Annotated in this window: 13 protein-coding genes and 1 other annotated feature; of the genes, 9 read left to right on the top strand and 4 right to left on the bottom strand. The window is 36.8% G+C overall.

Annotation, left to right across the window (positions count from 1 at the left end):
- Nucleotides 1–52 precede the first annotated feature (52 nt).
- A protein-coding gene (locus tag KHA97_RS07655) for an IS3 family transposase (protein ID WP_213124094.1) occupies nucleotides 53–1,392 on the top strand; the annotation gives its coding sequence in 2 pieces (ribosomal slippage) (nucleotides 53–512 and nucleotides 512–1,392; 1,341 coding nt in all).
- A gap of 72 nt (nucleotides 1,393–1,464) precedes the next feature.
- Here the strand turns inward: KHA97_RS07655 and KHA97_RS07650 are convergent.
- Nucleotides 1,465–1,854, bottom strand: a complete 390-nt coding sequence (locus KHA97_RS07650; protein WP_213124093.1) for a sigma-w pathway protein ysdB — start codon at nucleotides 1,852–1,854, stop codon at nucleotides 1,465–1,467.
- 94 nt (nucleotides 1,855–1,948) lie between these two features.
- On the opposite strand from KHA97_RS07650, the gene KHA97_RS07645 reads away from it, so the two are divergent.
- The 3 genes from KHA97_RS07645 (at nucleotide 1,949) to KHA97_RS07635 (ending at nucleotide 4,510) form a co-directional block, all read left to right on the top strand.
- Nucleotides 1,949–2,440 (top strand): dUTP diphosphatase, encoded by a 492-nt coding sequence (locus KHA97_RS07645; RefSeq protein WP_213124092.1) that lies wholly within the window; start codon nucleotides 1,949–1,951, stop codon nucleotides 2,438–2,440.
- 28 nt (nucleotides 2,441–2,468) lie between these two features.
- A complete protein-coding gene (locus KHA97_RS07640; RefSeq protein WP_213124091.1) occupies nucleotides 2,469–3,554 on the top strand; it encodes a M42 family metallopeptidase in 1,086 nt (361 codons plus the stop codon).
- A gap of 113 nt (nucleotides 3,555–3,667) precedes the next feature.
- A complete protein-coding gene (locus KHA97_RS07635) occupies nucleotides 3,668–4,510 on the top strand; it encodes an aminoglycoside 6-adenylyltransferase (protein WP_213124090.1) in 843 nt (280 codons plus the stop codon).
- A gap of 57 nt (nucleotides 4,511–4,567) precedes the next feature.
- On the opposite strand, the gene sspI is transcribed toward KHA97_RS07635, so the two are convergent.
- Complete coding sequence (sspI, locus tag KHA97_RS07630) at nucleotides 4,568–4,774, bottom strand: small acid-soluble spore protein SspI (protein ID WP_213124089.1); 207 nt, start codon at nucleotides 4,772–4,774, stop codon at nucleotides 4,568–4,570.
- Nucleotides 4,775–4,872: 98 nt separating this feature from the next.
- Between sspI and KHA97_RS07625 the strand changes: the two genes are divergently transcribed.
- From KHA97_RS07625 to KHA97_RS07605, 5 genes are all read left to right on the top strand, one after another.
- Entirely contained in the window at nucleotides 4,873–5,628 is a 756-nt protein-coding gene (locus KHA97_RS07625; protein WP_213124088.1) for a TrmH family RNA methyltransferase, read from the top strand.
- Between the two features lie 52 nt (nucleotides 5,629–5,680).
- Nucleotides 5,681–5,935 (top strand) — a binding site (T-box leader).
- A 49-nt stretch (nucleotides 5,936–5,984) separates the two neighbouring features.
- Nucleotides 5,985–7,022 (top strand): phenylalanine--tRNA ligase subunit alpha, encoded by a 1,038-nt coding sequence (gene pheS / locus KHA97_RS07620; RefSeq protein ID WP_213124087.1) that lies wholly within the window; start codon nucleotides 5,985–5,987, stop codon nucleotides 7,020–7,022.
- 17 nt (nucleotides 7,023–7,039) lie between these two features.
- Nucleotides 7,040–9,457 carry a phenylalanine--tRNA ligase subunit beta gene (gene pheT, locus KHA97_RS07615; protein WP_213124086.1) on the top strand — a complete coding sequence of 806 codons (2,418 nt, stop codon included), beginning with the start codon at nucleotides 7,040–7,042 and terminating at the stop codon, nucleotides 9,455–9,457.
- Between the two features lie 501 nt (nucleotides 9,458–9,958).
- On the top strand, nucleotides 9,959–10,135 hold the full coding sequence (locus tag KHA97_RS07610) for a hypothetical protein (protein WP_213124085.1): 177 nt from the start codon (nucleotides 9,959–9,961) through the stop codon (nucleotides 10,133–10,135).
- A 190-nt stretch (nucleotides 10,136–10,325) separates the two neighbouring features.
- Nucleotides 10,326–11,078, top strand: coding sequence for a YheC/YheD family protein (locus KHA97_RS07605; RefSeq protein WP_213124084.1), 753 nt, complete (start codon nucleotides 10,326–10,328; stop codon nucleotides 11,076–11,078).
- A 428-nt stretch (nucleotides 11,079–11,506) separates the two neighbouring features.
- Here the strand turns inward: KHA97_RS07605 and sat are convergent, their stop codons facing one another.
- Complete coding sequence (gene sat / locus KHA97_RS07600; RefSeq protein ID WP_213124083.1) at nucleotides 11,507–12,646, bottom strand: sulfate adenylyltransferase; 1,140 nt, start codon at nucleotides 12,644–12,646, stop codon at nucleotides 11,507–11,509.
- A 197-nt stretch (nucleotides 12,647–12,843) separates the two neighbouring features.
- A complete protein-coding gene (gene cysC, locus KHA97_RS07595; RefSeq protein WP_213124082.1) occupies nucleotides 12,844–13,476 on the bottom strand; it encodes an adenylyl-sulfate kinase in 633 nt (210 codons plus the stop codon).
- Nucleotides 13,477–13,624: the final 148 nt, after the last annotated feature.

Below are 13,624 nucleotides of genomic sequence, written 5' to 3'. Positions count from 1 at the left end.
TGAACTGCCCCGTAAATGTTAGACACTAAACTAACATTTACGGGGTGTTTTTATGTCAAAGTATACAATGGAAATAAAATTAGACGCAGTGAAACGTTATTTAAGTGGAGCTGATAGTTATAAAGATATTGCAGAAAGTATTGGTTCAACTAAGTCTCAAGTTATCAACTGGGTAAAGTTATTTGAGGCACAAGGAATCAAAGGTTTTGAAAAAGACTATACAGCTTACTCTATTCAGTTTAAACTAGACGTACTTAATTTTATGAACGAAACAGGCGCTTCTCTTCGAGAAACAGCGAGTAAGTTTAATATATCTTCTCCAAGTACTATTTATCATTGGGAGCAGATATTAAAAAAACAAGGGCTGGATGCGCTAGAACCAAGGAAAAAGGGGCGTCCATCCATGAAGAAGGAAACCAATAAAAACGAATTAAATAAATTGGCACCAGGTGAAGACTCAGTAGAAGCGTTACAAGCGAAAATCAAGCGTTTAGAAATGGAGAATGCTTACTTAAAAAAGTTGAATGCTTTAGTTCAGATGCAGGAAAAATTACAAACAAAATCAAAGCGCAAGTAATTTTTGAACTAAAGGATCAGTATGAAGTTGTGGATTTAGTTGAAGTCGCAGGCATTCCACGTAGCACGTACTATTATTGGGAAAAACGTTTAGATCAAGCAGATAAATATGGACAAGTAAAAGAAACAATCAAGATAATTTACCACGAACATAAAGGCCGTTATGGTTATCGCCGTGTCGCAAAAGAGTTGAGGAAACACGGTTATTCACACGATCCTAAAACAATTAATCGTCTAATGAATGAGATGGGCTTAAAATGTATGGTCCGCATGAAGAAGTATCGTTCTTATAAAGGGAACGTGGGTAAAATCGCGCCGAACGTGTTACAACGTGATTTTAACGCAGATAAAATGAATCAAAAATGGGTAACAGACGTGACCGAATTCCATCTATTTGGGGAAAAACGTTATTTGTCTCCTGTTCTCGATTTGTGCAATGGCGAAATTATTGCATATAAAGTCATGAATCGACCGGTCTATCAACTGGTGAGTGATATGTTAGATGAAGCGATTAAACGTATCCAACCAGAAGATAAAGTCATTCTTCATTCTGATCAAGGATGGCATTATCAAATGAAGAAGTATCAGAAAACATTACAAGAGCACCAGATTACACAAAGTATGTCCCGTAAGGGCAACTGCTTGGATAATGCCGTTATGGAGAATTTCTTCGGTTTATTAAAATCTGAACTACTGTATCTGCAAGAATTTGAAAGTATGGCGCACTTTGAAAAAGAATTAGAAGAATATATTAGGTATTACAATTACAAACGAATGAAGGCAAAATTAAAAGACTTGAGCCCAGTAGAATACTGAACTCAAGTCTTAGAAGTTGCCTAAAATTATTTGTCTAACTTTATTGGGTCAGATCATAAACAGGGGTTTTCATTACGACTTCTTTTTAGCCAACAATTCTTTAATAGGACTTTTCCAGTCAATTTCACTAACAGGATATCTAAGTTTAACCTCATTTTCGATATAGACAAAATCCTCATAGGACAAGCCTTTAAGCAGATCGGCATTGTGAGGCCATATAAAAATTGATACAACTTCAAATGAATCATCAGTCGTTCCTAAGTACTTTTCTCCCTCAAACATGACACCATTATATGTGATAAGAAAATTTTTTCTAATATTATCAGGAATATCATAGAAAAAATATTTTTTTTGTTCATGGGCACTTTCAAGTTTTCTCTTTGGATCGACGATAAACTTGACTATTTTATAAATGAGGTAAATAATAAATGCAAAAATTACGAGTCTCAGCAAGTAAATCATGAAGAGGCCTCCATTCAAGTAATCTTATCCACCTATACGTCTAATAAGTGAAAAGGTTTCAATTTCTGTTATAATTTTTTTGGAGGGATAAAAAATGAGATTAGAAGAATTGTTTTCTATGCAAGCTCAGTTAGATGAATACATTGAAAAAGAACATGGACTAGAGAATCATCAATTATTGGAAGAAAAAATTCTAGCCTTGCTCGTTGAAATTGGCGAACTAGCGAATGAAACAAGATGTTTTAAATTTTGGAGTAAAAAGCCTGCATCTGATAGTCATGTAATATTAGAAGAATTTGTAGATGGGATTCATTTTATTCTTTCAATTGGGTTGGAACTTGGATATTCCAACGAGCCTATATCAATCGTATCTGCTGATGGAAATGAGGATTTAGTACGCAGCTTTTTAAAAGTATTTTCCCTCGTAGATGATCTAAGACAAAAAAGAACGTTTGATATTTATGAAGAATTATTGCGTCAATATTTTATTCTAGGACAATCTTTAGGTTTTACGATTGATGATGTTCACAATGCGTACATAGCTAAAAATGAAGTAAACTACAAAAGGCAGCAAGAAGGGTATTAATTAAATTTTTATATATGGAGGTTTCAACATGCAAAAATTAGATGAAACATTAAAGATGTTAAAAGAGTTGACAGACGCAAAAGGCATTCCTGGAAATGAACATGAACCAAGAGAAGTCATGAAAAATTACATAACACCTTACGCAGATGAAATTGAAACAGATGGTCTTGGAAGCTTAATTGCCAAAAAAACTGGTGATGAAAACGGTCCGAAAATTATGATCGCAGGGCATTTGGATGAGGTCGGCTTCATGATTACGCAAATCGATAAAAATGGTTTTTTACGTTTTCAAACCGTCGGTGGCTGGTGGTCTCAGGTCATGCTTGCACAGCGGGTGACGATTGTAACAGATAATGGCGATATTACAGGTGTTATTGGTTCAAAACCTCCACATATTCTATCTGCAGAAGCACGAAAAAAACCAATAGACATTAAGGATATGTTCATCGATATTGGTGCTTCTAGCCGTGAAGAAGCAATTGAATGGGGAGTTCGCCCAGGAGACATGGCAGTACCGTATTTTGAATTTACGGTAATGAATAATGAAAAACATCTCCTCGCCAAAGCGTGGGATAACCGAATTGGCTGTGCCATTGCGATTGATGTATTAAAGAATTTAAAAAATGAAAACCATCCAAATGTCGTATACGGCGTTGGAACAGTACAAGAGGAAGTTGGATTAAGAGGTGCAAAAACAGCAGGAAACAAAGTGCAGCCTGATATTTCTATTGCAGTTGATGTTGGAATTGCAGGAGATACACCAGGAGTAAGTGAAAAAGAAGCAATGGGTAAGATGGGAGACGGACCACAAATTATTTTATATGATGCATCTATGGTTTCCCACAAAGGACTTCGTGATCTAGTAACAAAGACTGCAGATGAGCTCGGAATTCCATATCAGTTCGATGCGATTCCTGGCGGAGGAACAGATGCTGGTTCCACTCACTTAGTACATGAAGGAGCGCCTTCTCTTGCCATTACAATTGCTACTCGTTATATCCATACACATGCCGGAATTCTTCATCGTGATGACTATGAAAATGCGGTTAAGCTAATAACAGAAGTAGTAAAGCGTTTAGATAAGAAAACAGTTGATAAAATTACATTTGAATAAGGAGGAAATCCATGAAAAAGCAATTTTGCAAGCTATAACCTAGGCCACAAGCTCGTTCTCCTCCTCATAAATAAATAATAAAATTTATTAAATATTAAATGGAGGGGAAATTATTGAGAACTGAGCAGGAAATGATGTCTATAATCCTTTCAATTGCTAAAAATGATGAAAGAATCAGAGCAGTATTGATGAATGGTTCTAGAGTAAATCCAAATGTAAAGAAAGATCGTTATCAAGATTTTGATATCGTTTATTACGTACAGGAATTAAACTCTTTTTTAGCAGATCATTCGTGGGTCAATGCATTCGGTGAACGAATTATTATGCAAATGCCGGATACAATGTCCTTATTTCCATCAGATTGGCCGGGCTTTAGTTATTTAATGCAATTTGCTGATGGTAACCGCATTGATTTAACGTTGCTTCCATTAGAAGAGTTAGAAAAACAATCAACTTTCGATAGTTTAAGTGTGATACTCTTAGATAAAGATAAGCTTTTACCCCCTTTGCCGAAACCTAACGAATTTGACTATATTACGAAAAAACCAACGACAGAAGAATTTTTGGACTGCCAAAATGAATTTTGGTGGGTGGCAACATATGTTGCGAAAGGGTTAAAGCGCTTTGAACTTCCATATGCCAAATCGATGATGGAAGGTCCAGTGCGTAAAATGCTGGTGCTTATTCTTGATTGGTATATAGGAAGTAACCATTCATTTATGATTAACACTGGTAAAGATGGTAAATGGCTAGAAAATTATTTAGATAAGAAGTTGTGGGAAAAATTTGTTTCCACGTATTCTAACGGAGATTATCAAGATATTTGGAGAGGTCTTCACACAATGTGCTCACTATTTGAAGAAATAAGTGAAACTGTCGCTAAAAAAATGGGTTATCCGATTTTTTCTGATTATCCAAAAGTAATGGAGTATATAAATTTGCTTGAAAAACAATAAAAAAACATACTTTCTTACTTCAGAAACAAAGGCGCATGACTGTTCATGCGCCTGGTTTTATTTCAAACCTTGTTCCAATGTGTCCAGCATCGTTTTTTGCTCTTGTTCATCCGCATTTTGCCAAATTACTTCAAATAATACTCCTAGTCCAGGGAGAAGCTTTTCCTCGCCTCGCTGGATTGCATCTACGATCGTATCTCTCAATTGGTCTTGCGTATTTCCTGAAACATTGTGTATAACGGCGTTTCTTATATTAATATCCATAAATGTAAACCCCTTTCGTTTTAAGTTCAACTTAGTTTTTCGCAAATTCACAGGAATATGTATAATGGTATAAAGAAGAAATTGAAAGGACTTAACGAATGGAACATATTCAATCAACAAAAAATTCTCGAGTAAAAGAATGGAAAAAACTACTATCAAAAAAGGATCGAGATTTGACAGGGAAATATATTATTGAAGGTGAGCATCTTATTGAAGAGGCATTGAGGACAAATGATGTTATTGAAATAATGATTCAAGAAAACATTCAGATGCCAGACACTTGGATTATGAAAAATTCACCTTCAGTAACGATGATAACCGCTGATATTAGCAAAATCATTTCAGATACGAAAACTCCCCAAGGAGTATTTGCTGTATGCCGTAAAAATGAGCCAATCATCGATCTAACCAAACAAATAAAATTTTTATTACTAGATGGCGTTCAAGATCCGGGAAACATTGGTACAATGATTCGTACAGCAGATGCGGCGGGTATAGATGTTGTCATTATGGGAGAAGGATCAGGTGATATATACAACCCTAAAGTGATCCGTTCTGCACAAGGGAGCCATTTTCATTTGCCTATCGTAACAGGAGACTTACATACATGGATAGAAACATTTAAAAAATCCGGTATCCCAGTCTTTGGAACGTCTTTGGAAGGAGCGGTTTCCTACAAGGAAGTTTCGCCAACCGATTCTTTTGCCCTAATCGTCGGAAATGAAGGTGCGGGGGTAGCCCGAGAAATTCTTAACAAAACAGATAAAAATCTATTTATCCCGATCTTTGGGAAGAGCGAATCCTTAAATGTCGCTGTAGCAGCTGGCATTCTTTTATATTATTTAAGAAAATAGGTTTGAAATTGCGGAGCATACCATCTATAATGGATTGTATATCTAAATAAGGATAATGACTGTGACGGAGAAAAGTAACCGAGAGAAAGCTTTCAGGAAGAAAATGCCTTGACTGTGAGCATTTTCAGTGGAATCTAGGTGAAGTTCACCTCTTGAGTCGGTATCGGGACCGAAAATTCGTAAAGATACCCCGGCGATTGCCGTTATAACAATGAAGTGAACATGATTTGAAAAGCAGATGCGCTGAGTGCATAAGCTAGAAATATGTTTATAAGGGTGGTACCGCGACCTAAGCCTCGTCCCTTTCTGGGATTGGGGCTTTTTTGTATTCAGTTATATTGAAGGAGGAAATGATTGTGGAAGAAAAGCTAAAACAATTAGAAGCTGAAGCTTTGGCTAAAATCAATGAGGCTCATGATTTAAAAGCATTGAATGAAGTCCGTGTTGCCTATTTAGGAAAAAAAGGTCCGATTACGGAAGTTCTTCGAGGTATGGGGAAATTATCTGCAGAAGAACGTCCGAAAATGGGTGCTCTCGTTAATGTCGTGAGAGAAACTATCACAAATGAAATTGCGAAAAAGCAGCAAGAATTAGAAGAAGCTGCTGTTCGTAAACAGTTAGATGCTGAAACAATCGACATTACTCTCCCTGGAAGGCCAGTTAAAACGGGAAGCCGCCATCCACTAACCCAAATCATAGAGGAAATTGAAGATCTATTCATTGGTATGGGGTATAAAGTGGCGGAAGGTCCTGAAGTCGAAAAAGATTACTATAATTTTGAAGCGTTGAACTTGCCAAAAGGACATCCTGCTCGCGATATGCAAGATTCTTTTTACATTACAGAAGAAATTTTACTTCGCACACATACTTCCCCTGTTCAAGCAAGAACAATGGAAAAACATGAAGGCAAAGGACCTGTAAAAATCATTTGTCCGGGGAAAGTATATCGCCGCGATAATGATGATGCGACTCATTCACATCAATTTACTCAAATTGAAGGGTTAGTCGTTGATGAAAATATTACGATGGGTGATTTGAAAGGGACTCTGGAAGTATTTGCGAAAAAGATATTCGGAGAAGATCGCGAAATTCGTTTACGTCCAAGTTTCTTCCCATTCACAGAACCGTCCGTCGAAATGGACATCTCTTGTAAAATCTGTGGTGGAGATGGCTGCCGTGTTTGTAAGCAAACAGGCTGGATTGAAATTTTAGGTGCTGGAATGGTTCATCCAAATGTTCTAGAAATGGCCGGCTTTGATTCCAAAAAATATACAGGATTTGCTTTCGGAATGGGCCCTGAAAGAATTGCGATGTTGAAATATGGTGTAGATGATATTCGCCATTTTTACACGAACGACATTCGCTTTTTAAAACAATTTGATGTGGAAGAATAATTACGGGAGGGTAAAACATGCTTGTTTCATATAAATGGCTAAAAGATTACGTTGATCTTGATGGAGTAACAGCACGTGAATTAGCCGAAAAAATTACTAGAAGTGGTATAGAAGTAGATGGCGTAGAACAATTAAGTGCTGGAATAAAGGATGTAGTAGTAGGTCACGTACTTGAATGTGAAAAACATCCTGAAGCAGATAAATTAAATAAATGTCTAGTTGACATTGGTGAAGATGCACCTGTTCAAATCATTTGCGGTGCACCGAATGTAGCAAAAGGTCAAAAAGTTGCAGTTGCAAAGGTAGGTGCTGTCCTGCCTGGAAATTTCAAAATTAAAAAAGCAAAGCTTCGTGGCGAAGAGTCGAATGGAATGATTTGCTCACTTCAGGAGCTAGGAATTGAAGGGAAACTAGTTGTAAAGGAATTTGCAGAGGGGATTTATGTATTTCCGGAAAATACGGAAGTTGGTGCAGACGCTCTACAGCTTTTAAATCTAGATGATGAAGTATTGGAGCTTGATTTAACGCCAAATCGTGCAGACGCACTCAGTATGATTGGTGTGGCATACGAAACAGCAGCTATTTTAAATAAAGAAGTACAATTGCCGGAAATGACAGCAAAAGCATCGAATGAAAAAGCAGAAGATTATATTTCTGTAAGAGTTGATGCAAAAGAAGAAAATCCACTGTACACAGCAAAAATAATTAAAAATGTAAAAATTACTCCTTCGCCGCTTTGGCTGCAAACGCGTCTTATGTCAGCTGGAATTAGACCACATAATAATGTCGTAGATGTGACGAACTATATTTTACTTGAATACGGTCAGCCACTTCATGCATTCGATTATGACCGTTTTGGCTCTAAAGAAGTGGTAGTTCGTTTGGCAAATGAAGGGGAAAAAATAGTCACACTTGATGATACAGAGCGTACCTTAACTGCTGATCAGCTTGTTATTACAAACGGAACAGAACCCGTAGCACTTGCTGGTGTGATGGGAGGTGCAAATTCTGAAGTCGGGAATGATACAACGACCATTCTTCTGGAATCTGCTTATTTTACAGGCGGGTCTATTCGAAGTACGTCTAAACATCATGGATTACGCAGTGAGGCGAGCAGCCGTTACGAAAAAGGTGTTGATCCAGAAAGAGTTCGTCCAGCAGCTGAACGGGCAGCACAACTGATTGCGGAGCTTGCAGGTGGCGAAGTTCTGGAAGGAATGATTGAAGCTAATCATTTACGAATCGAACCAGCTATCGTATCTATTACGTTAGAAAAAATAAATCGTGTGCTTGGAACGAATATTAACAAAGAAACGGTCATGGAAATCTTCAATCGCTTAAAGTTCGAGGTTGCCGTCGAGGATGAAACGTTTATCGTTACTGTTCCAACTCGACGCGGAGATATTACGATTGAGGAAGATTTAGTAGAAGAAGTGGCACGACTTTACGGATATGATGATATCCCTAAAACATTGCCGAAAAGTGCTTCTTTACCTGGAGGACTAAACAAGGTTCAATCAAGAAGGAGAGCAGTAAGAGCTTTTCTTGAAGGGGCTGGCCTCTACCAGGCTATTACGTACTCTTTAACGAGTGAGGATAAGGCGACACGATTTGCGATTGAAACACGAGATCCTATAAAATTAGCAATGCCTATGAGTGAAGAGAGAAGTAGACTAAGACTGAGTATCGTCCCTCAGCTTTTAGAATCAGTATCTTATAACTTAGCTCGTCAACATGATTCCATTGCCTTATATGAAATTGGTTCTGTCTTTTTAAATAATGGGCAAGGCAATCAACCTGAGGAACGTGAACATATCGCTGGTGCCATAACGGGCCTTTGGGTAGAAAACGAATGGCAAGGTGAAAAAAAGCCAGTTGATTTCTTTGTAGCTAAAGGAATTTTAGAAGGCTTATTTAATAAACTTGGTGTATCAGAGAATATTGAATGGCGAAGAGCGGAACTTGATGGGATGCATCCTGGAAGAACAGCAGAAATTCTTCTATCAGGAGAATTCATCGGCTTTGTTGGTCAAGTGCATCCACATTTACAAAAAGCATTGGATTTAAAAAATACGTACGTATTCGAGATTAAAGCAGGACCCCTTTTCAATTATGAATTGCCGCCTCTCGTATACACACCGATTCCGCGATTCCCATCCATCAATAGGGATATTGCGTTAGTGGTAGATAAAGCTGTTAGTGCTGGAACATTGTCAGCTATTATTAAGGACGCCGGTAAAAAGTTATTAAAATCTGTCCGCGTGTTCGATCTTTATGAAGGCGAACATATGGAGGAAGGTAAAAAATCGATTGCCTTCTCCCTAACATATTCTGATCCTGAAAGAACATTGACTGACGAAGAAGTGGTAAAAGCCCATAATAAAGTTCTAACTGAATTAAAGGATAAAGCAGGAGCTGAATTAAGAGGTCAATGATAAAAACGCGAGCTAATTATGCTCGCGTTTTTGCATGTTGCGTAACTAGCAAGTCGATAATTTCTAGTTGATGAAAATCCCAGATGCTTGTTAAGGGATTTTGTCCTATAATTAGGGATTGCCTCCATATCCTAGTTGATTGTTCAAGAAAAGCTTTACCATTAATGTTGAAAATGATTATTTTCATGGCAGTGGTTCCCGCTGAAGGAGCTTTACTATTTTGTATGTAAATAGATTTATCTTGCTTAGGTAGACGTAGAAAGAGAGAGGAATTTTTCTCTCTTTTTCGTTAAAATTTCTTTCATATAATAACGGCACTGGTTATGTGGAATTGTCCACTTAACAGCCATTCCTTTAATACCAAGTAGTTTCTAATAAATTAACCCTGTCAATTTATGATTTTCTTTCATATGGTAATAAAGCTAGAAGAGAAAGGTGGGGGGATCTTGTAGAAAATGAAAAGTTGAAAAATTCGATAAATGCCAGCAATACCGAATTCTGATGGAAGCTTATAACGGATTTTCCGCAAAATTTGTGGAGAAAGTCAACGGAGAAACACGGCCCCTCGGATCGATTGAAGAATTTTACAGAAAAATAATAGCGATGATAGATAAGCAAGAAGTAGATTTTATTGTTATAGCTAGAGTTGGTGCTTTTATTGCAGGCTGGGGATATTAAGATGCACTTAAACGTACAGGAGTTTACAAGCAGGCAGGTGTCGCTTGCAATACTAATGCACAGAAAAAGTCTGGTTTTCAGGCATTTATCGGGTCCAACCTTGGTGACCTTAACAAGGATGATATTGAGGGATTTTAACTTTAGTGGAAAAATATCATAAGATCCATTCTAAAAAAGGAATTGATGGATAATGGCATATTTTGTTAACAATAAATGGAAAAAATACTCAATTCTGAAGGAAAATGAAGCATTACACAGTCATCTGCCAGATACACGTAAATTTTCGGAAAGTACCTTATGGGATATTGTCGATAAGGAAAGTAAAGTGATTTTAAAACCGTCTGGTGGGTTCAAGGGAAGAAACATTTACAAACTATCTTCACTGGGTGACGATAAGTACGAAATCCATTATAAAGATAGAAAGGACCTATTTATAGGAAGAGATCAAACTTACGCCTATTTAGAGGAGAAGATGGGGTCCCGTAATTATTTAATACAAAGTTACATTTCCCTACTAAAAATAAACCAATCCCCACTCGATATACGCGTTATTGTCCAGAAGTGCGAAGATTCGGGTTTATGGATAGTGACCGGGAAGGTGGCAAAATTGGCAGGGGATGGTTTCTTTGTGACCAATAATGGACTAAGTGGCGGTACTACACTCCCTATTGAAAAAGCGATACATGAGTCCCTCCTAGTTATTCCAGATAATAATCTTAATTCCTTGCTTTCCGAAATCGATCGAATAACCTTACTTGCAACCGATAGTCTAGGGCGCTACTACAAAAAGCAGCGTATTTTCGGATTCGATATTGGTTTAGACACACATGGTCATATTTGGATTATAGAGGCAAATTTACGTCCGTCTATGAGTCATTTTTATAAATTAAAAGATAAAACTATGTATTGGAAAATTAAAAACTTTCACAAAAATAAGAAGTAGCAATATTTAATAAAAATGGAAGAACAGAAATCATAATAGGGAATGATCCAAAGCGTCTAAGGAAGGAGTTTAGCTATTCCGCGACGCTTTAATTTGTTTTTCAAATTAACAATAGAATGCTTCGTGGCTTTTAAATATATACATATTCATAACTATTAAAAGAATCTACCATGTTTCGTTTCTGGAATACTATTGGCTGTTAAGGGATTTTGACGCAACAGAAAACTTTGATTCCCTTTTCCTAGTGGATTGTTCAATAAAAAATACCTCATTAATAATAAAGAGCGTAGGATTGGGTGGATTCGAATTCAAAAAAAAGAGCTGATTCAAAAAGAAAACAGTTCTTTTTTCATGGTTAGCTTATTATTAATTTCTGATTTGTTGATTATTTTTGACTAAGTTATTTCCATCCAATTACACTTTTGTTCTTATGAATTTTTTAAACCTTTTATTAAGATTTCAACCACTTCGGGACGACTAAATTCAGGAGGTGGGGTAATCCCAGTTCGAAGCATTTCTCGAACCTTTGTTCCTGAAAGGTGTATATGGTCTTTTTTGTCATGTGGGCACGTTTTACTTGAAGCCATATTTTTACACTTTGTACAATAAAAACTATGTTCAAAGGAGAGTATCATAATCCCAATCTCTTCCAAGCCGAATTGAGTAAAGATTTTTTGTGCGTCATAAGTACCATAATAATCACCGACTCCAGCATGATCTCTTCCAACGATAAAATGTGTACAGCCATAATTTTTTCGGACAAGGGCATGGAATATAGCTTCTTTTGGTCCGGCGTATCTCATGGACGCAATAAATACGCTTAAAAATACCCGGTCTTTTGGATAATAGTTTTTTAATAATGCTTCGTAACTATCCATTCGAATATTTGCTGGTATATCATCTGCTTTTGTTTCACCAACTAAGGGGTTTAAGAACAAGCCATCAACTATTTCTAATGCTGTCTTTTGAATATACTCATGGGCTCTATGAACTGGATTTCTTGTTTGGAATCCGACTACCTTATTCCAATGTTTTCTTTCAAATTCCTTTCTTGTTTCCGATGGAGTTTTGTAGTAGTGATTATAAATAGGATTTTTTGGTGGGATTTTTATTAATAATATAGGTCCTGCTGCATATACACTTGGACGTTCAAATAGTTTTTTGACACCAGGGTGATTGGGATCTGTTGTTTGATACACTTTTTCAGCTTCTAATGTTTTATTGGCTACATAAAGTTCTTGTAGTTCTAATACACCGTAAGTTTCATTATTATACACTAGCTTTACCATTTCACCTATCCTTAGTTTCTGTGCATCCTCTTCAGAAACGGGAAGGGTAATCGGGATACTCCAAACAACCCCATTTGCTAATCTAATGTTCTCTATTACAGATTCATAGTCTTCTTTTCCTAGAAAGCCAACAAGTGGACTATATGCTCCATTCGCAATTAATTCTAAGTCTGAAAGGGCCATTGAATCTATTTCAATTTCACTAGAAAGGGCAGAAGTATTGTAATCTAAATCTATTTGATTAACTAACGTTCCGCCATGAGGAACACTTAATGTCAAAATCAATCACTCCCTTGTATTTAGCGCAAGCATACCTATCGCAGATTATAGGGCAGTAACCCATTCTCAAGCAGTTATGGAACTGAAGGAGTAAATGTGTAAGGACCGTCAGTAAAGGATCGAACTTAGGGATATAGACTAAGGGAGCTACGTCATGGTGTCGTTGACTATGTGCTACTTCTCGTAAGCCCCTATTATCACTTAATAGACCCCACAATGTGAAGTTTCACTTTATCGAAAAGGTAAGATGAGAGGATTTCTACAGATTCATCAATCGATAATTCATTTGTATCAATGACGATTTCTGGATTTTGCGGTTCTTCATAAGGCTGATCGATTCCAGTGAAATTTTTTATTTCGCCTTTTCTTGCCTTTTTGTATAGTCCTTTTGGATCCCTGTTTTCACATTCCAGCAGTGAACACTTTATATAAACCTCAATAAATTCATCTGGTTTAAATAGTCTTCGTGCATTTAACCGCTCTTTTTCAAATGGAGATATAAGTGCAGCAAGTACGACAACTCCAGCATCTACAAACAATTTACCTATTTCTGCTGTTCTCCTCATATTTTCTTGTCTATCCTTAGCAGTGAATGAGAGATCTTTATTAATGCCATAACGGAGATTATCCCCATCCAATAAATAAGCATTGATGTTTTTTTCGAATAATTTATGCTGAAGAGCATTGGCTACGGTTGACTTTCCGGAACCTGATAGTCCAGTAAACCAAATCATTATACTTTTATGGTTATGTTGTTTTTCTCGATCTTCTTTTTTTATCGATGATTGATGCCAGACAACGTTACTCTCGGATTCCCCATCATTATTCAAGATACCATCCTCCTTTCAAATATGTTTTCCACATATTCAACTATAAAAATAGTAGTATACCGAATTTAATTTATGATTGGATTGTTGTAGTGGCAACGGCAAAAATAGAAAACAAGCATAAGCACAGGTATATAAGTATTAAAATTAT

The sequence above is a fragment of the Lederbergia citri genome (assembly GCF_018343625.1).
Classification (GTDB): domain Bacteria; phylum Bacillota; class Bacilli; order Bacillales; family Bacillaceae_C; genus Lederbergia; species Lederbergia citri.
Note: the sequence above shows the minus strand (reverse complement) of the source record. Positions and strands in the feature narration are given on the sequence as shown.